This window comes from Paenibacillus sp. J22FR21 (genome assembly GCF_056269135.1).
On the sequence record NZ_JBWDNJ010000001.1, the window covers coordinates 190,958 to 211,269 of the forward strand.

Annotated in this window: 21 protein-coding genes and 1 other annotated feature; all 21 genes read left to right on the forward strand. The window is 48.8% G+C overall.

What is annotated here, in order from left to right:
• Nucleotides 1-60: 60 nt before the first annotated feature.
• A complete protein-coding gene (locus AC0YNS_RS00870) occupies nt 61-825 on the forward strand; it encodes a cell division protein FtsQ/DivIB (RefSeq protein WP_475779209.1) in 765 nt (254 codons plus the stop codon).
• A gap of 241 nt (nt 826-1,066) precedes the next feature.
• The gene (gene ftsA / locus AC0YNS_RS00875; RefSeq protein ID WP_475779210.1) at nt 1,067-2,311 is read left to right on the forward strand and encodes a cell division protein FtsA; all 1,245 of its coding nucleotides are present in this window, start codon (nt 1,067-1,069) and stop codon (nt 2,309-2,311) included.
• A 16-nt stretch (nt 2,312-2,327) separates the two neighbouring features.
• Nucleotides 2,328-3,449: a cell division protein FtsZ gene (gene ftsZ / locus AC0YNS_RS00880; RefSeq protein ID WP_475779211.1), complete on the forward strand. Its 1,122-nt coding sequence runs from the start codon at nt 2,328-2,330 to the stop codon at nt 3,447-3,449.
• Between the two features lie 288 nt (nt 3,450-3,737).
• Entirely contained in the window at nt 3,738-4,742 is a 1,005-nt protein-coding gene (gene spoIIGA, locus AC0YNS_RS00885; RefSeq protein ID WP_475779212.1) for a sigma-E processing peptidase SpoIIGA, read from the forward strand.
• Nucleotides 4,721-5,443: an RNA polymerase sporulation sigma factor SigE gene (gene sigE / locus AC0YNS_RS00890; protein WP_090638315.1), complete on the forward strand. Its 723-nt coding sequence runs from the start codon at nt 4,721-4,723 to the stop codon at nt 5,441-5,443. The genes spoIIGA and sigE overlap by 22 nt, the downstream gene beginning before the upstream one ends.
• Nucleotides 5,444-5,595: 152 nt before the next feature.
• The gene (locus AC0YNS_RS00895) at nt 5,596-6,600 is read left to right on the forward strand and encodes a methionine ABC transporter ATP-binding protein (protein ID WP_475780074.1); all 1,005 of its coding nucleotides are present in this window, start codon (nt 5,596-5,598) and stop codon (nt 6,598-6,600) included.
• Nucleotides 6,597-7,274 (forward strand): methionine ABC transporter permease, encoded by a 678-nt coding sequence (locus AC0YNS_RS00900; RefSeq protein ID WP_475779213.1) that lies wholly within the window; start codon nt 6,597-6,599, stop codon nt 7,272-7,274. The genes AC0YNS_RS00895 and AC0YNS_RS00900 overlap by 4 nt, the downstream gene beginning before the upstream one ends.
• A 43-nt stretch (nt 7,275-7,317) precedes the next feature.
• On the forward strand, nt 7,318-8,172 hold the full coding sequence (locus AC0YNS_RS00905) for a MetQ/NlpA family ABC transporter substrate-binding protein (RefSeq protein ID WP_475779214.1): 855 nt from the start codon (nt 7,318-7,320) through the stop codon (nt 8,170-8,172).
• Between the two features lie 170 nt (nt 8,173-8,342).
• A complete protein-coding gene (locus tag AC0YNS_RS00910) occupies nt 8,343-8,759 on the forward strand; it encodes a GntR family transcriptional regulator (RefSeq protein ID WP_475779215.1) in 417 nt (138 codons plus the stop codon).
• A complete protein-coding gene (locus AC0YNS_RS00915) occupies nt 8,756-9,445 on the forward strand; it encodes an ABC transporter ATP-binding protein (RefSeq protein ID WP_475779216.1) in 690 nt (229 codons plus the stop codon). The genes AC0YNS_RS00910 and AC0YNS_RS00915 overlap by 4 nt, the downstream gene beginning before the upstream one ends.
• Complete coding sequence (locus AC0YNS_RS00920; protein ID WP_475779217.1) at nt 9,442-10,284, forward strand: hypothetical protein; 843 nt, start codon at nt 9,442-9,444, stop codon at nt 10,282-10,284. The genes AC0YNS_RS00915 and AC0YNS_RS00920 overlap by 4 nt, the downstream gene beginning before the upstream one ends.
• A gap of 14 nt (nt 10,285-10,298) precedes the next feature.
• Nucleotides 10,299-11,489, forward strand: a complete 1,191-nt coding sequence (locus AC0YNS_RS00925) for a hypothetical protein (protein WP_475779218.1) — start codon at nt 10,299-10,301, stop codon at nt 11,487-11,489.
• A 156-nt stretch (nt 11,490-11,645) separates the two neighbouring features.
• Nucleotides 11,646-12,428, forward strand: a complete 783-nt coding sequence (gene sigG, locus AC0YNS_RS00930; RefSeq protein WP_090573745.1) for an RNA polymerase sporulation sigma factor SigG — start codon at nt 11,646-11,648, stop codon at nt 12,426-12,428.
• Between the two features lie 152 nt (nt 12,429-12,580).
• Complete coding sequence (locus AC0YNS_RS00935; protein WP_090979788.1) at nt 12,581-12,856, forward strand: YlmC/YmxH family sporulation protein; 276 nt, start codon at nt 12,581-12,583, stop codon at nt 12,854-12,856.
• A gap of 98 nt (nt 12,857-12,954) precedes the next feature.
• Nucleotides 12,955-13,803, forward strand: a complete 849-nt coding sequence (gene pgeF / locus AC0YNS_RS00940; RefSeq protein ID WP_475779219.1) for a peptidoglycan editing factor PgeF — start codon at nt 12,955-12,957, stop codon at nt 13,801-13,803.
• Between the two features lie 3 nt (nt 13,804-13,806).
• A complete protein-coding gene (locus tag AC0YNS_RS00945; RefSeq protein ID WP_475779220.1) occupies nt 13,807-14,532 on the forward strand; it encodes a YggS family pyridoxal phosphate-dependent enzyme in 726 nt (241 codons plus the stop codon).
• Nucleotides 14,533-14,593: 61 nt separating this feature from the next.
• Nucleotides 14,594-15,040, forward strand: coding sequence for a cell division protein SepF (locus AC0YNS_RS00950; RefSeq protein WP_091219483.1), 447 nt, complete (start codon nt 14,594-14,596; stop codon nt 15,038-15,040).
• Between the two features lie 7 nt (nt 15,041-15,047).
• Complete coding sequence (locus AC0YNS_RS00955; protein WP_091219480.1) at nt 15,048-15,311, forward strand: YggT family protein; 264 nt, start codon at nt 15,048-15,050, stop codon at nt 15,309-15,311.
• On the forward strand, nt 15,311-16,093 hold the full coding sequence (locus AC0YNS_RS00960; RefSeq protein ID WP_475779221.1) for a YlmH family RNA-binding protein: 783 nt from the start codon (nt 15,311-15,313) through the stop codon (nt 16,091-16,093). Before AC0YNS_RS00955 ends, AC0YNS_RS00960 begins: the two co-directional genes overlap by 1 nt.
• 131 nt (nt 16,094-16,224) lie before the next feature.
• Nucleotides 16,225-16,722: a DivIVA domain-containing protein gene (locus AC0YNS_RS00965; protein WP_090979776.1), complete on the forward strand. Its 498-nt coding sequence runs from the start codon at nt 16,225-16,227 to the stop codon at nt 16,720-16,722.
• A 67-nt stretch (nt 16,723-16,789) separates the two neighbouring features.
• Nucleotides 16,790-17,096: a binding site (T-box leader), on the forward strand.
• Nucleotides 17,097-17,147: 51 nt separating this feature from the next.
• Nucleotides 17,148-20,243, forward strand: a complete 3,096-nt coding sequence (gene ileS, locus AC0YNS_RS00970; RefSeq protein ID WP_475779222.1) for an isoleucine--tRNA ligase — start codon at nt 17,148-17,150, stop codon at nt 20,241-20,243.
• The last annotated feature ends 69 nt before the right edge of the window (nt 20,244-20,312 follow it).

Below are 20,312 nucleotides of genomic sequence, written 5' to 3' on the forward strand. Positions count from 1 at the left end.
AGCGGCTCTTGCCATGATTGGCGGGAAGCCGTTTGCGTTTATACAAAGAGGGGACAAGCTATGCAAGAGAAGATGCCCGTGCTGCGCGAACCCGTGAAACGGCGCAGAAGCGGCAAGAAGCTGTTAGCGGTGCTTTTCTTATTATTCGTCGTCATTCTTGGTGTACTATTCTTTAATTCTTCCATTAGCAAAGTAGCAACTGTGACTATTGAAGGCCAGCATTACCTGAATGCAGCCGAAATCCGCAAGGTAGTCGGCATCGCCGCAGGAGATTCTTTCTTCGGTACTTCCGAAAGCAAATTAGAAGCAAGAGTGCATACGATCAAGGCCATCGAGAATGTAAAAGTAACCAAATCGTTCCCCGGCAGCATTACGATCCATGTGCAGGAGTTCGAAACAGTCGCCTACACATTGTCGAAGAACGGAGAAATCACGGCGATTTTGGCTAACGGAACAGGGATTGCAGCCGGTTCCGAAATGATTGTCGACAAGCCGATTCTGTCCGGTTGGAAGTCGGATGACCCTGTATTGGCTGAGCTTTGCAAAACGCTGTCAGCGATTCCGGAAGACGCTATAGCAGACTTCTCAGAGATTAAACCAGAACCGTCCCCCTCTTACAAGGATCGGATCAAAATCTACACCAGGACGCGTTTTGAGGTCATTACTGCCGTGTCGCTGCTGCCTGAGAAAATCCCAACGCTGAATGCCGTGATTGAAATTCAGCCCCCGGGACTAATTACTATGCTGCTTGCGGATAAATATGCATCGTTTACGCCTGAAGTCGCAGATAATCAGGGTATTTCCCAAAAAGAGACTACTCAATAGCTTCAAAGAATGATAGAATTTTAGTTATGTAGATTTAATTGCCCTTTTTGCATTTTTTCGGAAGAACATCAACCAGAGCATGTACATTCATGTAATGGACGTTTAAATAAACCTTGAAAAAATTGTAGAAAAAAGAGGGATATTCAGGATTGCGTTGAATTAAAAAGAAATGCAAAGCAGTCACGACAATTAATGTGCCTAATTAATGTACCTAATTAATGTTGAACGGAGGTGCCAGAGGTTGAGCAGCAATGACATCATCGTCAGTTTGGACATCGGTACATCCAAGGTTCGTGCTATTATTGGCGAAGTGAATAACGGCGTCATTAATATTATTGGAGTTGGATCTGCCGACTCGGAAGGTATCCGTAAAGGGGCTATCGTTGATATTGACCAAACCGTTCAATCCATTCGCAATGCGGTGGATCACGCCGAGCGTATGGTCGGTATTCAAATAAGCGATGTATATGTAGGCATTCAAGGCAACCATATCGGTTTGCAAACGAATCACGGCGTTGTCGCCATCTCCAACGAAGATCGAGAAATCGGAGAAGAAGACATCGAACGCGTATTGCAAGCGGCGAAAGTAGTAGCTTTACCTCCGGAACGCGAAATCATTAACCTAGTTCCAAAGCAGTACTTGGTTGACGGTCTTGAAGGTATCTCAGATCCTAGAGGCATGATTGGTGTTCGTCTGGAAGTAGAAGCAACGCTCGTTACCGGAGCCAAAACAGCAATACATAACTTAGCCCGGTGCGTCGAGAAAGCAAATTTGCGTATTGCCGGCATTATTCTAATGTCATTGGCGTCTGGACAAATGGCGCTCACCAAAGATGAGAAAATGATGGGTACTGTCCTCGCAGACATTGGCGCCGGATCCAGTACCATTGCAATTTTTGAGCAAGGAAGCATTGTTGCAACCTCCACGCTGCCGGTTGGCGGCGAGTATGTGACCAGCGATATTTCCTACGGACTCCGTACTCAAACCGAACAAGCCGAGAAAATCAAGCAGAAATTCGGCTGTGCACTTATCGATGATGCGGCTGAAGATCAGAAATTCAAAGTTATGCGTATGGGCAGTAACGTGGAGAAGGAATTCTCTCAGGTTGACCTGGCCAACATCATAGAACCACGCATGCAAGAAATTTTCCACTTGATCCGTCAAGAAGTACGCCGACTTGGCTACGGCGATAAGATCAATGGATACGTTCTAACGGGCGGTACAGTGACGATGCCGGGAACATTGGCACTGGCCCAACATGAGCTGGAAGCAAGCGTACGCATTGCGGTGCCGGATTATATCGGCGTTCGCGATCCTGCTTTTACCAGTGGTGTTGGTATGATTCAATATGTTTCGAAGTATATGAAAGGTAAGGTAGTTTCTTCGCCTAAGAAGAGTGCCAACCGGAAGTCCAGTTCAACGAATTCGCCCTCGAAGCCTGGTCTTTTTGAAAAATTGAAAAATATGTTTAGTGAATTTATTTGATCGGGGGAGCAACAACATGTTGGAATTTGATTTCGATAATGAGCTGATGGCCCAAATCAAAGTCATCGGTGTAGGCGGCGGCGGAAGCAATGCTGTTAACCGGATGATCGAGAATGGAGTCAAAGGCGTAGAGTTCATAACTGTGAATACAGATGCGCAAGCATTGCATATGGCGAAATCGGAGCAGAAGCTTCAAATCGGTGACAAGCTGACTCGCGGACTAGGCGCAGGTGCAAACCCTGAGGTTGGTAAGAAAGCAGCTGAAGAATCACGTGAATCGGTCATGAACACGCTGAAAGGCGCGGACATGGTATTCGTAACAGCAGGTATGGGCGGGGGAACCGGCACAGGTGCTGCTCCCGTTATCGCCGAGATCGCTCGTGAATGCGGCGCGCTGACAGTCGGTGTCGTAACACGTCCATTTACATTCGAAGGACGCAAACGCTCCGGACAAGCCGAGCTGGGTATCGAAGCGCTCAAAGAAAAAGTAGACACCTTAATCGTGATCCCGAATGACCGTTTGCTTGAGATCGTAGACAAGAAGACACCGATGCTGGAAGCGTTCCGCGAAGTGGATAACGTGTTGAAGCAAGCGGTGCAGGGCATCTCCGACTTGATCGCGATGCCAAGTCTGATCAACCTTGACTTCGCGGATGTGAAGACGATTATGGCGGAGCGCGGCTCTGCTCTGATGGGGATTGGCAATGCTACAGGCGAGAACCGTGCTGCCGATGCAGCTCGCAAAGCCATTCAAAGCCCGTTGCTTGAAACGTCCATCGACGGTGCACGCGGTATCATCATGAACATCACTGGCGGCGCTAATCTCTCGCTCTATGAAGTGAATGAAGCAGCTGAAATCGTCATTTCGGCTTCCGATCCGGACGTAAACATGATCTTCGGTGCTAGCATCGATGAGAATTTGAAAGAAGAAATTAAAGTAACGGTTATCGCAACAGGCTTCGAGCACCGTAACAGAGCTGAGGTTCGTCGTCCCGTAGCTGGACAAACCGAATCAACAAGCACTGAGGCTCCACGCCAACAAGCTGCAAGCACGGGTCCAAAACCGTTCGGCAGCAATGTATCCAGCAGCGATCAACTCGATATTCCGGCATTTCTTCGCAATCGTCGCAACACCTAGTCAGTAACAATAAGGACTTTAGCCGCTTTCCGGTACACCGGAAAGCGGCTTTTTTGCTATTTTTACCTGCTTCTGGCTCACTCGATTGCGAGCAAACCAATCACCTTTGCACTAACCGATCGCCGGAGATTGGCGATAACAGTTAGTGCGTCATCGACAAAAAAAGATCACTCCTGACGGCATGTTTAGACAGACATTGTAATAGGATTTAACTATACTAGACACAAGCCGCAAATCCTCGCTAAGCTTTTACGAGGGAAACGGCGAGCAGGGAAGTGCGGCAGGAAGGTGAATGCACTGGATGCAGTTTATCTCGACGTATTATTCATGGTCAACCTGCTCATAGACGGCTCGAATTTACTTCTCACAGCTTGGGTACGAAGTATACGTGCAAAGTGGTGGCGAGTTCTCCTCGCTGCCGGTGTTGGCAGCTTGTATGCCGTAATGATTGTGTTTCCGCCGTTGTCGTTCTTGTTTACAATCGTCATCAAGGTCGCGTTGTCTATCATCATGCTGCTCATAGCGTTCGGATTTGGAAGCGTTCAATATTTTGCTCGACATGTCGGAGCGTTTTACGGCGTCAACTTCGCCGCCGCTGGTGCTGTAATAGGAGCCCATTACTTGTTTATGAACAGCTCCAATAAGCTCTGGCATACCGTCGCCACTGTAAATGGGAAATTATATTTCATGCTGAAGCCATCGATGCTCTTTGTCTTCAGTCTTATTGGCGTCGGCTATTATATCTACCGATCGGTGATGACACAGCGCAAAGAACGTGATTTGGTCACCAATCATCTCGCGGAGGTGAAGGTTCGAATCGAGGATAAGGAGTATAGCTGCACAGGTCTGATCGACACGGGTAACCAGCTGTACGAACCGCTGACCCGAACACCGGTCATGGTCATGGAAGCTGCCGTTTGGCAAGATGTGCTGCCTGCTTCATGGATTGCTCAAATTCGGGAATCGCAGGTCGATAAGCTCTTAGCGAGCATGACGGATGATACGCCCTTCATTTGGCGAGACCGGCTTAGACTAGTGCCTTATCGTGGTGTAAATCGTGGCGCACAGTTCATGCTGGCGATTAAACCGGATCAAGTCATCATCAATCGCGATGGTGAAGTCTATGAATCCAAGAAAGTGCTCATTGGTTTAGACGCCGGTAAACTCGCCCATGACGGCACCTACCAGGCGATCATCCATCCGTCACTTCTTCAAAATCGAAGTGTCACGATCGATACAATACACAGTTCTTCGGGAAGGGATGGAACAGCATGCTCGTCAAATGGAAATTGATCCTGCAGTTATATTATTATCGCGTTTTGTTTTTATTCGGATTAAAGAGCGAGGAAATTTATTATATCGGCGGGAGCGAGGCGCTGCCACCCCCGCTCACACGTGAAGAAGAGGAATATTTGCTCGAGAAGCTGCCATCAGGCGATTCCGCGATCCGAGCGATGCTGATTGAACGCAATCTTCGTTTAGTCGTGTACATTGCCAGGAAGTTTGAGAATACGGGCATTCATATCGAAGATTTGGTGTCCATCGGCGCAATCGGGCTCATTAAAGCGGTCAACACATTTGATCCAGAGAAGAAAATCAAGCTCGCTACGTATGCCTCACGCTGTATCGAGAATGAAATATTGATGTACTTGCGCCGCAATAGCAAGACAAGGACGGAAGTATCTTTTGATGAACCGCTCAATATCGATTGGGATGGCAATGAGCTGCTCCTATCCGATGTGCTTGGAACAGAGAATGATACGATCTACCGCAATATTGAAGAGCAGGTAGACCGTAAGCTGCTTCATAAAGCGCTGGATAAGCTGACCGAGCGCGAACGGATTATTATGGAGCTGCGTTTTGGTCTTGCGGATGGGGAAGAGAAAACCCAGAAGGATGTCGCCGATTTGCTCGGCATTTCGCAGTCCTATATTTCAAGGCTGGAGAAACGAATCATTAAACGGCTGCGGAAAGAGTTTAATAAAATGGTCTAATTGGTGAACAAATGTCCGCAATTCCCATAATCATGGGGATTGCGGGCTTTTTACGGTTAAGTAGCAATTCAATCCAGTGACAAAGCGTGTGAAAGTTGTTTATAATGCAGGTTGTTCTTTCAACATACGAAGGATGGCAGGAGGTTTTACCGCTGATTGAGCTCTTAGACATAAGCAAGTCATATAGCACCGGCAAGACGAAAGTGGATGCGATAACAAATATCAATCTTACTATAAATAAAGGCGATATATTCGGCATCATCGGACACTCCGGAGCAGGCAAAAGCACGTTGCTGCGTTGTGTAAATCTATTGGAGCGCCCTACCGCAGGGACTGTAAAGGTTGGAGATGTAGAGCTGACGAAGCTCTCTACGACGCAATTGCAGCAGGAACGCCGCCGAATCGGAATGATTTTTCAGCATTTTAATCTGCTCTCGATGGCGACGGTTCGTGATAACATTGCTTTCCCGCTGGAATTGGCGAAACAATCAAGGTCAACGATCAAGCAAAGAGTGGACGAGCTATTGAAGCTGGTGGGTTTGGAGCAGCATGCAGACAAATACCCGGCCCAGCTCTCAGGAGGTCAGAAGCAGCGTGTCGGCATAGCTAGAGCGCTTGCCAACAATCCGGATGTGCTCCTCTGCGATGAAGCAACCTCAGCACTGGATCCGCAAACGACAAACGCGATTCTATCCCTTCTGCTTGATATTAACGAGAAGCTAGGCATTACGATACTTCTAATTACGCATGAAATGCATGTCATTCGTTCGATTTGCGATCGTGTCGCCGTCATTGACGGGGGAGAAATCGTAGAGATGGGTGACGTGCTGGATGTATTCCTCAAACCGCAGCATGCCATCACGATGGATTTTGTCAGCCAGATTGCAGATTCCTTCGATCCGCGTGAATTAATCGGTACGCGCAGCGGTCGACTCGTGAAGATGAACTATGTCGGCGAAGTAACGTATGAGCCGCTTCTGTTTAATGCCGTTAAATCCACCACCGTGGAATTTACGATATTGCAAGGGACCGTTTCACGTATGAAGAATACTCCGTATGGCCAGCTTGTGATCGAATTTATCGGCAATGACCGTGAGATTGACGAAGTGCTTGCGGGCCTGCGCGATAAAGGGCTGGAAGTAGGTGAGCTGAAATGATGTTGAAACAAGGTATCGACTGGTCGGATGTTCGGCCGGAGGAAGTATGGAAGGCGACCAAGGATACGCTGACCATGCTTGGTGCATCGTTGCTGTTCACCATCATTCTCGGCTTGATTCTGGGGGTAGTTCTATTCCTCACTTCCAGAAGACAGCTGCTGGAACAGCCGGTTGTCTATGCCGCACTTTCACTTATTGTTAATATCCTTCGCTCTGTCCCTTTCGTTATTCTCATGATCATGATCATGCCGCTAACGAAAGCGATAACCGGTACAACGCTTGGCGTGCAGGGCTCAATTCCGCCGCTTGTGATTGCTGCCGCGCCGTTCTTCGCAAGATTGGTGGAGACTTCGCTGCGCGAGGTTGACCGAGGCGTGATCGAAGCCGCGCAGTCGATGGGGGCATCCCGCATGGACATTGTAAGGCGTGTGCTGCTGCTTGAAGCAAGGCCTGGTTTAATAGCGGCCATTACAATAACAGCTGTTACACTCGTTTCATACACAGCGATGTCAGGCGTAATCGGAGGCGGCGGTTTAGGTGACCTGGCACTGCGATACGGGTATCAGAGATTCCAGACCAGCGTCATGATTGTTACAGTAGCTTGTCTTATTATTTTGGTTCAGATCCTGCAGATGGCCGGTGATTATCTGGTACGCCGATTTAGCCGGAAGTAAGGTGAACAGCATAGAAAGCTTTATACAGATGGAGGAATGAAAAATGAAGAAGGTAAGTTTGGCTCTATTGCTTCTAGTGCTCGTTGTCGCGTTGTCCGCATGCGGAGCGAACAATAACGAAGCGAACAATTCGAATGTAGGTAATACGACTGCGGATAACGGCAATAACGCTGCTCAAGAAGTAACACTTAAGGTTGGCGCTTCACCATTGCCACATGCGGAAATTCTTAATTTCATCAAGCCGGCATTGAAGGCTAAAGGCATTAATCTTGAAGTTGTCGAATTCAATGACTACGTACAACCGAACACGCAGTTGTACGAGAAGCAATTGGATGCAAACTTCTTCCAGCATACACCGTACTTGGACCAATTCAACAAAGATAAAGGCTATGATCTCGTCAATGTTGCCGGCGTCCACATTGAGCCATTCGGTGCTTATTCGAAAAAAGTGAAAAGTGTAGATGAACTGAAAGACGGCGCGAAGGTCGTTATTCCTAACGATCCGACCAATGGCGGACGTGCACTTGCTTTGCTTGCAGCAAACAATGTCATCAAGCTTAAAGACGGCGTAGGCGTTGCAGGTACTGTTCACGATATTACGGAGAACCCGAAGAACCTGGCGTTCACTGAAGTTGAAGCTGCGACACTGCCACGTGTTCTGGATGAAGTAGACCTTGCGCTGATCAACACGAATTATGCGCTTGAAGCAGGTCTTGTACCGACGAAGGATGCGCTCTTCATCGAAGGCAGCGATTCGCCATACGTGAACATTCTTGTTGCTCGTCCGGATAACAAAGATTCTGATGCAATCAAGGCATTAACAGAAGCGCTGCACTCAGCAGAAGTGAAGAAATTCATCGAAGACAAATACGAAGGCTCGATTATCCCGGCCTTTTAATTAAACGAATGTACTCAAGGCACTGTCTCTCCCTAACCTAATAGGGAGGACAGTGCTTTTTATTTTACCGCAAACAAGGCAGTTGACAAAGGAGTGTACTAGGGGTATAGTACACGTATAAGGTGTATGAACTAAGTAGTACACACACTATTAAGACGGAGTTGGAGCGTATGCATGATGGCGAAGGCAGCGCGGAATTGAAGTTCAATAACCGCGACCCTGTCTACCTCCAGGTAGTCAGGCACTTTAAGGAAGAGATCGCAACGGGACGTTTGGAGAAAGGGCAGGTCATCCCATCGCGCCGCGAAATAGCAGGTAAGTTGAGAATTAACCCGAACACGGCACAGAAGGCTTATAAAGAAATGGAGGAACAGGGATTGATCGTAACGGAGGGCAATTCCCCAAGCCGGATTACAACGGACGAACAGGTATTAAGCTTAATTCGCAGCGAGCTCATTACAGATGCCGTCGATGCATTTGTTCAATCTATAGCCAAGATCCAAGTACCGGTCGATGAGCTGTTAGCCATCGTCAAGAGCAAAGTAGAAACAAGCTATACGCAAGCAGCAAAGGAGGGGCAAGCATGATTGAGTTTAAATCGGTTCGCAAGAAATACGGCCGCAGAAAAGTGCTTCAAGATATATCGTTTACGGCGAAAAAAGGAAATATTACGTGTTTGATCGGCATTAACGGGGTAGGCAAATCCACCGTGCTGAAAGCCATCATGGGACTAACGCCAATTGACGGCGGCAGCATCCAAGTGGACGGAATGCCGGTGGGCAAACATATTTACGAGCATGTCGCTTACGTGCCGGACAATATTACGATGCCTCCTAACATGACCGTCGGTGCGAGCATGCAGTTCATGAAAGATTTCTACGCCAGCTGGAACGAGGCGCGCGCGGAGGAGATGCTAATTTTCTTCAAGCTGAAGCGTAACGATCGGATTTCCGAGCTTTCCAAAGGAAATACGGCCAAGCTGAATTTGCTGCACGGACTGTCGCTGGATGTGGAGTACGTGTTGATGGACGAACCATTCTCCGGCATCGATGCGTTCAGCAGGGAGCAAATCGCAAGCGTATTTACAAGCAAGCTCGTGGAAGACAGGGGCGTTATTATTACGACACATGAAATTAACGATATCGAACATCTGATCGACGAGGTCGTACTGCTGGATAACGGAGTCGTGATGAGACAATTCAATTGCGAAGACATGCGCTTGCAGGAAGGCAAGTCGGTTATGGATGTTATGAGAGAGGTGTACAAGGGATGAATCGTTTTTTGAAGCTGCTTCATATGGAGGTTTCTCGTTTTTGGAAGCTGTATATCACCTTGTTCGTGATGACGCTGCTCATGCAATGCGGCGGCATTCTGTACGAGAGCAATAAATACATGCAAGTCGTAAAGGATAAAATGGGGCCGACTACGTCAACATTTGCAAAGTTTGCAGCCGAAAACGGCGTAGTGAGCTTTTCCGATATGATGAGCCGAGCAAACTTATTTATTCTTGCCCCAATCGCGCTTTGCATCGGCGGAATAGCGCTTTACGTATTTCTGATTTGGTATAGAGAATGGATGGGCAAAAACATGTTTATCTATCGGCTGTTGATGCTGCCTACGGAAAGACGCCATTTGTATTTGGCTAAGCTAAGCGCTATTCTGCTGTTCGTGTTCGGCTTAGTGGCCTTCCAACTGCTCATTCTGCCGCTTGAATCCGCATTGTTTACGGCGGTCGTTGACCCGGAATTGAGAGGAGTCTCCGAAACATTGACAACAGTCATCCAGAATCACTCGTTTCTGCAAGTTCTCGTTCCCCGTACCTTTACGGAATTTGTTTTGTACTATGGCAGCGGTGCCTTATTCGTCATCATATTGTTCACGGCGATCCTGTTTGAACGGAGTTACCGGTTGAAGGGTGTCTTGGCAGGCGTCATCTACATCGGAGTTGCATGTCTGCTTCTGATTGCACCGATGCTCATCATGAATCGAGATATTAACGATTATTTGTACCCGAACGAAATTTTCATCATCGAGTTCGTAATTGCCGCATTGATCGGCGGCATGTCTCTTGCAATAAGCTTCTTCTTAATGAATAAGAAGATATCGGTATAGGAGGTTACTACACAATGAAACGCTATTGGTTTTCCATCCTGCTCGTCGTCTTTATCCTTGGGAGCATTGGCACCTATTACGTGGGAGCTGCTACGCGAAGCTACCCGGACTATAACCTGCTGACCGTTTCCGGTGATGATAACGAGGCGAAATCGCTTGTTCTGGAAGGCATGACAAAGGGCTATGGTTCCCTGGTCATTAGTTCGAAGGGGAGCAAGTATCAGCAGGAAGAGTCTTATTTCGAGCAGTTTTCGATCGCCAAACGATACAGCTATAATCAGGAAATGGTTCAACTGTTTAAAGAGCATCACGGCTTCATGCGGGCTAAAAGAAGCTCGAATTCGTTCTATCAAGATGCGAACATTCTTGCCTATGCATCCTTTAATAGCGGATATGCAAATCGGAATTCTAAGTTCAACGTATCTACGCTCGATTTGAAAACGAAGGATGAACGAAGCTTCGAAGCAGCTGTACCTAATTATGAACAATACGGCTGGGCTTACGTGATGGACGTACAACTGGATGGCCGGATGCTATACGTCTTCACCATCAATTATCGAAAGAATGACGATAACGGGTACAGTATTGGGAACCAGGAGATTCATAAATATACGGTGGATCTAAACGCGAAGAGCATTGCCAAAGATGACGTGCTTTTTGCCGATAAGAAGCTGGATAATGGCCAATTCGTAAGATACAGTATGGAGAGTTCAACACCGTATAACGTACCTAATGATGTGCTCGTATTTAGACAACAGACAGAGAAGCACGTGAAAGACAAAGAAGGAAATGAAATCACAGAAAACACGAAGTCGGAGCTGTTCACGTTGGATTGGAAGAGCGGACAAACGACGGCAGTGACTGCTATTGATCCAAGCATTTCAGACTATTTGGTGAACGCAACTACAGATTCGGTCATTATGACCGTGAAGCAAGAGAAATCAGCCCTTGTGAAGCACTATGATCTGAAGACGCGAGAAATCAAGGAGTTCGTAATCCCCGCTCAGTCCGTATCAAGCTCGATGGTCAGTGGGGACCGGTTGTATCTGATGTCCAAGGAAGCCGATACAATCGATGTTGTCATTGCCGACCTGAAGCAAAGTAAAGTCGTCTATACCGGCAAAATCGACATTAACGAGCAAGGGACTGAGCGTACAAAGCTTCTTAACGACCTGCAAATTTACTCGCTGTATGTGACCAAATAATAGGAATGCTCGAGCCCTCGGAATCCCTCCGGGGGCTTGATTGCGTTTACATTGCAGGTCAGCTTTGGGAATGACTTTCTTCTTGCGGGAGGGGGAATAAATTGGGGGGGCAAGGAGATACTGAACATTAATGTTTCTCCTTGGGAGGTAATCACGTTGACCCGAAACAAAGTCGAGATTTGTGGAGTGGATACCGCGAAACTGCCTGTCCTCACAAACGCGGAAATGCGGGAGTTGTTTACCGCATTACAAACGCAGAATGAGTGGGCAGCAAGAGAGAAATTAGTCAATGGCAACTTGAGGCTAGTGCTTAGTGTGATTCAACGGTTTAATAACCGCGGGGAATTCGTCGACGATCTCTTCCAAGTCGGCTGCATCGGCCTCATGAAAGCAATCGACAATTTCGATCTCAGTCAGAATGTTAAGTTTTCCACCTATGCGGTTCCGATGATAATCGGTGAAATTCGCCGTTATTTAAGGGACAATAACCCGATTCGTGTGTCGCGTTCCTTGCGTGATATCGCGTATAAGGCGCTGCAGGTACGGGACAGCTTGACGAACAAAAACTCAAGGGAGCCGACGATTTTTGAAATTTCCGAGGCGCTGAACGTTCCGAAAGAGGATGTCGTTTTTGCGCTCGATGCCATTCAAGACCCGGTATCATTGTTCGAACCGATTTATCATGATGGGGGAGATCCCATCTATGTGATGGACCAAATCAGTGATGACAAAAACAAAGACGTGTCGTGGATTGAGGAGATTGCTCTTCGAGAAGCGATGCACAAACTAAATGAACGCGAAAAAATGATTCTGTCGATGCGTTTCTTCGAAGGGAAAACGCAAATGGAGGTAGCCGACGAAATCGGCATCTCACAAGCGCAAGTATCCCGGCTCGAGAAATCCGCGATCCAACAGATGCAAAAGCATGTTAAAACGTAAATCAACCAAAAGTGAAACGGCGCCTAGCGCCGTTTTTTTGCTATGTGACAGCAGCGGCTATAATTAGTGGCAAGCAGGACATTTTGCCCATTTGGCACATATATTGATAATAAGGTGATGGGCAGTTCTTTCGGAAGCGTGGTGAACGGCTAATGAAAATTTCGGATTTTCAGACGAAGGACGTTATCAATATTGTAGATGGACGCAAGCTGGGGCAGGTCAGTGACTTGGAGCTGGATTTGCGGCAGGGACGCATTGATTCCATCGTTGTACCGAACTACTCCCGTTTCTTCGGCTTGTTCGGCGGTGGCACAGATGTCGTGATCCCTTGGCGAAATATTGTGAAGATCGGCACGGATGTCGTACTCGTACGGATTGATGATGCGAAGGTGTACAAGACGGAGGAAGACGATGTGCAGGTTCGATAAGCTTATCGTTCTGCCATTCGAAAGGAGCCTTGCGGGCGCGTAGCCGCTCGCAAGGAGGCTGCCATGCGTGGTACACTGGAAGACGAGGTGATTGTATCATGGAACCGTTTAAACATGTTGATGCAGCGAAGAGCCCTTCGCTTTTTTTATTGCCACAATGGATAGAGCGGTTTGATGGTTTGACGGTTGGATTCTCCGGACGGGAAGGTGGCGTCAGCAGCGCCCCTTGGCAATCCCTGAATTGCGGGCTTCATGTTGGGGACGTACAGGATGACGTTGTACGCAATCGCAGCTTGCTCGCGGAGTCGCTCGGCTGGCCATTTGAAGCATGGACCTGTGCAGAGCAAGTACACGGCAATCACGTGCATATTATAGAAGCCGATGATCGCGGCAAAGGCAGAGCGAGCCGCGCATCATCAATTGCGGATGTGGACGCTCTTGTTACCGACCAGAAGAATGTATTGCTGACTTCTTTCTACGCGGATTGTGTTCCGCTCTATTTCTTCGATCCTGTTCGTGAAGTGATTGCGCTGGCCCATGCGGGCTGGAAAGGAACCGTTCTGGAAATTGCCAGGTTGACCGTCGAACGAATGGTCTCGACCTTCGGCTGCGATGCAGCATCCATTCAAGCAGCGATTGGTCCTTCCATTGGGATGTGCTGCTATGAGGTGAATGATGTCGTGCTGGATCGTGTTTTGCCGCTTATCGCTGCATTAAATGTGGATCCTGCCGACATGGTCGTACCTACGGGTGAAGGAAAAGCCAGGATAAACTTGAAAGAATTGAACCGACAGATTATGATAAAAGCAGGAATTTTGCCGAGCCGTATCGAATGTTCAGAGTGGTGCACCGGTTGTGCCACGAATCTGTTCTTCTCTCACCGAGTAGAAGGCGGTGCGACGGGCCGAATGGTGAGCTGGATCGGCATGAAAGAAGGAGACAAGTAAGGCGTGACGACTTTATCACAGCGTATTGAAGAAGTGGAACGGCGGCTCGCAGATGCATGTGCAAGAAGCGGCCGGCAGCGTTCGGAGATTGAACTGATTGCAGTAACGAAGTACGTAGGCGTCCCCCAGACGCAGGCGGTCTTGCAGCAAGGTCTCGTTCATATGGGGGAGAATCGCTGGCAGGATGCGTCTGAGAAGTGGAACGCGATTACGGGCAGCCAGTGGGATACAAGCTTAGACCATGCGCCGTCCGGACAAGCTGTATGGCATTTCATTGGGTCACTGCAAACGAATAAGGTTAAAGAAGTCATAGGGAAATTTACATACATCCATTCCTTGGATCGTCTTTCATTAGCGGAGGCAATCGAGCGTAAGGCTGCGCAGCTTGACATCAAGGTGCCTTGCTTTATTCAAGTCAATGTAGCCGGAGAAGACAGCAAGCATGGCCTTCGGCCCGAAGAATTAATCCCTTTCGCCAAGCAGCTAGTGGCCTTTCCTCATATCGAGCCGGTTGGGCTGATGACGATGGCGCCGCTTGACGGCGAAGCCGAGCAATCCCGTCCCGTATTTCGCGGGTTAAGACAGCTTCGTGACGAACTGAATCGCAGCGCTGTATTGAGCAAGCAGGTTGATGGTTTGTCGATGGGCATGTCGGGGGATTTCGAGGTAGCTGTAGAAGAAGGCGCAACATGGTTAAGACTAGGTACGGTACTGGTAGGACACAGCTAAGGATGCGTTTCAGCAAGCGAATACTTGGCATGCAGATTATAAGGGAAAGAGGGCGACGGGCATGATGAATAAGTTTATGAGTTTTCTCGGCCTGCAAGAGGAAGAGGAAGTCGTAGAACGCGAACGAATTGACAATCATGACGAACAAGATAATGAAACTTCTCCCTTCGAGCAACGTAAACAACCTGCAAAGGGAAATAATATCGTCAGTATTCATTCGCAGAAGAATGTGCGCGTTATTCTGAACGAACCCCGTTCGTACGAAGAAGCACAGGATATTGCGGACCACTTGCGCTCGCGTCGTTCGGTCGTTGTGAACCTGCAGCGTGTTCGTTCGGATCAAGCAGTGAGAATCGTTGATTTTCTCAGCGGTACGATTTATGCGTTGAACGGCGGCATATCGAAGCTTGGTCCTAATATTTTTCTTTGCACGCCCGACTCGGTTGAAATTCAAGGCGCAATAACGGAAATGCTGGCAGATGAGCAAGATTACAAAAAAATGAGGTGACCTTGAGTTGGACGTAGCAAATTTAATCTTAACCCTATCACAGATTTATCAGTATATGATCATTGCTTACGTACTGTTGTCATGGCTGCCGAGCCTGCGTGAGAGCTTCATCGGTGAATTATTGGGTAAGCTGGTTGAGCCTTATTTGGCACCATTCCGCAGATTTATCCCCAATATCGGCGGAGTGATTGATATCTCCCCGATCGTTGCCTTGTTTGCCCTTCGTTTCGTGGCCTTGGGATTGATTTCGGTCATCGAGATGTTTATCTAATGAAAAACGATATTTATGTCCATTTCCATCCGGATGAGCGGCCCTTCGTGGACCGCGCCTCGGAATGGATCGAACGAGCAGCATTCGGTCACGAAGTGAAAGTGACCGATTTTCTCGATCCAAGGCAGGCCGATATCGTAGCGTCGCTAGTCAATCGGCGTGCAGATGTTGGTCTTCGCTTTGTAGGCGGCTATGAAAGCGCTGAGCGTAGAAGGGCCATTATTGCACCTGATTACCGCGATCTCGAGAATGAGCCCGAAGGAATTGCTTTAATTGAAGTGACCGGCGGTACGCAAGGTCATCTGGAGCTGGATCATGGCGACTACCTGGGTGCACTACTTGGACTGGGTATCAAGCGTGATCGCATTGGCGATCTTCATGTACATGAGGACAGCTGTCATTGTTTAGTCGTCTCGGAAATAGCCGATTATATTAATATTCATTTGCGACAAGTCCACCGTGTTCACGTCCTAACGGACATCCTTCCGCTGCATCAGCTGCGCCCCGCGGTGTCCGCGATGGAAGAGATGAATTTGTCGGTGGCTTCTTTGCGTCTTGACGGTATCGCCAGCGATGTCCATCGGATCAGCCGAACCAAGATCGTGGACCCCATTAGGGCCGGCAGATGCCGCGTGAACTGGAAAGTAGAAGAGGATCCTTCCACGCCGCTCAAGGAAGGCGACGTCATTTCGATGCAGGGTCTTGGCCGTTTCAAAGTGCTTGTTGTAGAGGGGATTACGAAGAAAGGCAGAGTTCGGGTCAAAATCGGCAAATTTATCTAATCGTTTGCAGGAAAATGACTCCATCTGTCGAAATTAGAAGTAAACTCAGGAAGGATACGGCTTAAGGCGCTAGTCCCACACGGGGATACCCTAAGCATGGTCCCCTTCGACTACAATCAGGAGGTGCCCCAATGCCGCTTACGCCATTGGACATACATAACAAGGAATTTGGCAGACGACTTCGCGGATACGATGAAGATGAAGTAAATGAATTTCTTGATCAAGTCATTAAAGACTATGAGGCGCTCATTCGCGAGAACAAAGAAATTCAGAATCAGGCATTGTCCATGCAGGAGAAGCTGAATCATTTCTCCAACATTGAAGAAACGTTGAGTAAGACGATTATTGTGGCGCAAGAAGCGGCTGATGAAGTGAGAAGCAATGCGAAGAAAGAAGCGCAGCTCATCGTCAAAGAAGCCGAGAAGAATGCCGACCGCATCATCAATGAGTCGCTTAGCAAGTCCCGTAAAGTGGCGCTTGAAGTAGAGGAGCTTCGCAAACAAGCTTCGATCTATCGTGCCAGATTCCGGACACTCGTGGAAGCACAGCTTGAGCTGCTAAGCCATGACAGCTGGGATACATTGGATGGTCCGGCAAGCTTAACGAGTGAAATCGCCCGCGGCGTGTAATTATTGTTGCGAATGGTTTGACAATTGTTTAGGATTCGCGTATAAATGGTAATAATCAATCTATACGATCACTTCGTTGACGAGAACGAGTACGTTTCTGTAAGCACCACAGAGAGCCGGTATTTGCTGAAAGCCGGTGTGTGAACAGTTTCGGAATATCCTCTCTGAGAAGAACTGCCTAACCTTATGGATGCCATAAGCAGTAAGCAGTTCCGGAAGTCCACCGTTATTAGGAACTCGGATGCATGCATCCGTGACGAAGGTGCCAAGCATAGCGGCGCGTCCGTTTGCCATCTCTGTAAGAGAGCGGTGAGGAGGTACGTAGCTAGTCTTGGAACAAGGGTGGTATCGCGAGCTATAGTCTCGTCCCTTTACAGGGGCGGGGCTTTTTTTATTTTCCAGGAGAATGAAAGGGGTATGAGCGTATGCAACGCGTCGATGTCAAAGAGAAAGCAAGAAGTCGGGACTCAAGGGTACTGGCCAAATGGAGAGAAGAAGAGACATTTAAGCAGTCGATCACGAACCGGGAAGGCAAGCCGAATTTTGTCTTTTATGAAGGGCCGCCAACAGCGAATGGAGCTCCGCATATCGGTCACGTGCTGGGACGCGTAATCAAAGACTTCATCTGCCGCTACAAGACGATGGATGGCTACCGTGTCGTTCGTAAAGCAGGCTGGGATACGCACGGATTGCCGGTCGAGCTTGGTGTTGAGAAACAGCTGGGGATCTCCGGTAAACAGGATATCGAGAAATACGGCGTTGAAGCCTTCATCACGAAGTGCAAAAACAGCGTATTCGAATATGAGCGTCAATGGCGTGAGCTGACGGAAGCAATCGGCTATTGGACCAACATGGACGATCCGTACATTACGCTGAACAACAACTACATCGAGAGCGTATGGCATATTCTATCGACGATTCATGGCAAAGGACTGTTGTACCGCGGACACCGCGTTAGCCCTTATTGCCCATGCTGCCAAACGACATTAAGCTCCCATGAGGTTGCACAAGGGTATGAGGATGTTAAGGACCTTAGCGCTACTGTGAAATTCAAACTAGCGGATTCCGATGAGTACGTGCTCGCTTGGACGACAACACCTTGGACGCTCCCGGCGAACGTGGCGCTTGCCGTTAATCCGGATTTGGATTACGCACGCGTGCTGAAGGATGGTCAAGTGTATTTCGTCGCTGAAGCACTTGTAGAGAGCGTGATGAAAGGCGATTTCGTCATCCAGTCCACTGTAAAAGGGGCAGAGCTGGTCGGCAAGAAATACGAGCCGCCATTCAAATACGCACCAATCGAGAACGGCCACTTCGTCATCCCAGGTGACTTTGTCAGCGATACGAGCGGTACAGGTATCGTTCACATTGCTCCCGCACACGGTGAAGACGACTACAAGGTAGCTCGTCAGAATGGCGTTAGCTTCTTGAACGTGGTGGACAATGCAGGTCGTTATCTCGATGTTGTTACGGATCTGGCCGGACGTTTCGTGAAAGAATGCGATGTCGACATTGTTAAGATGTTAAGCGAACGCGGCCTGCTCTTCTCCAAGGAACGTTATGAGCACAGCTATCCGTTCTGCTGGCGCTGCAAAACGCCGCTGATCTATTATGCAACAGACAGCTGGTTCATCGAGACAACCGCGGTTAAAGATCAGCTGATCGCGAACAACGCAGGCGTAGAATGGTATCCGGGCCACATCCGCGAAGGCCGTTTCGGTAAATTCCTCGAGGACTTGGTCGATTGGAATATCAGCCGTAACCGTTACTGGGGAACGCCGCTTAACGTATGGATTTGCGATAGCTGCGGCGGGCAGCATTCACCGGGCAGCAGAGCGGACCTGGTTGCGCGCTCCACATCGCCGATCTCGGAAGACATTGAGCTTCATAAGCCATACGTGGATGAAGTGAAGCTGCATTGCCCGCATTGCGAAGGCGGCGTGATGACGCGTACTTCCGAAGTCGTGGACGTTTGGTTCGACAGCGGCTCCATGCCATTCGCGCAATATCATCAGCCGTTTGAGAAGCAAGAGATCTTCGCTGAGCAATACCCGGCGGACATCATCTGCGAAGGCATTGACCAAACGCGCGGCTGGTTCTTCAGCTTGCTGGCTGTATCTACGCTGTACAACGGTAAGGCACCGTACAAAGCGGTTATTTCCACCGGTCATATCCTGGATGAGAATGGGCAGAAGATGTCCAAATCCAAAGGGAATGTTATCGACCCATGGGAAATCATTAACGAATACGGAACGGACGCATTCCGCTGGGCGCTTCTGGCTGACAGTGCACCGTGGAACAGCAAACGGTTCTCGCGCGGTATCGTAGGCGAAGCCAAATCCAAAGTAATTGACACCATCGTCAATACTCATGCGTTCTTCGCGCTTTATGCTTCGATCGACGGTTACGATCCTGCTGCACAACCGGCACGCGTATCCGCGAATAAGCTGGACCGCTGGATTGTATCCCGCCTGAACAGCTTAATTGCACAAGTGGAGAAGAGCCTGTCCGTCTACGACTTCCTCAACGCTGCGAAGGGCATTGAAACCTTTGTCGACGAAATGAGCAATTGGTACATCCGTCGTTCCCGTGACCGTTTCTGGGGCAGCGGGCTGACAGATGACAAGCTGGATGCTTACGGCACTCTTCGTACCGTATTGCTTACGGTTTCTCGCTTAATCGCGCCGTTCGCACCGTTGGTAGCCGAAGATGTATATACGAATCTCGGAGATGGCAGCAGCGTACATCTGGCGGACTATCCGAAAGCCGACGAAGCGGCGATCGATGAAACGCTGGAGCGCGATATGGAAACAGCGAGACAAATCGTCGAACTGGCTCGCAATGTCCGCAACGAAACGGGCATCAAAACACGTCAGCCGTTATCGGAGCTTATCGTAGCGCTTGACAATGAATTTGACCTGTCGCCGTATGAAGCGATCATCAAGGATGAAATCAACGTGAAGTCGATCACGATTGCGAGCGGCGACACCGGATTCGTTGACTTTGCGTTCAAGTTGAACCTTAAAGTAGCCGGTAAGAAGTACGGCAAACATGTCGGACCGATCCAAGGCTACTTGAAGTCGCTGACGCCGGAGCAAACGAGCGGCATTATGAAAGCAGGCGTGCTGACATTCGCATCGCCGGATGGAGAGACGCTTGAGATCGCCCTTGATGAGCTGCTCGTAGAGAAACAGGCTAAATCCGGTTTTGCCTCGGCTTCGGGTTACAACTTAACGGTTGCGATCAATACCGATATCACGCCTGAGCTGGAACAGGAAGGTTTGGTTCGCGAAGTTATTCGTGCCGTGCAGGATACACGCAAGAAGCTTGATCTTCCGATTGAAATGCGCGTTCATCTTATTCTGGATGTCGATGCGGAGCTGCTTGCAGCGCTGCAAGCCTTCGAATCCGTGCTGTTCGAAAGCGTTCTGCTGCGCAGCGTGGAGTACGGCAGCCAGGCGGATATGGAACGAGTATCGCTCGGAGAGAAAGAGATTGGAATTTCTGTCGTAAGGGTATAGTAACCTCATAACAGCAAACAACACGAACGCCCATGAAGACGAACGGCGAACGGCATAGTTGCCGCTTCC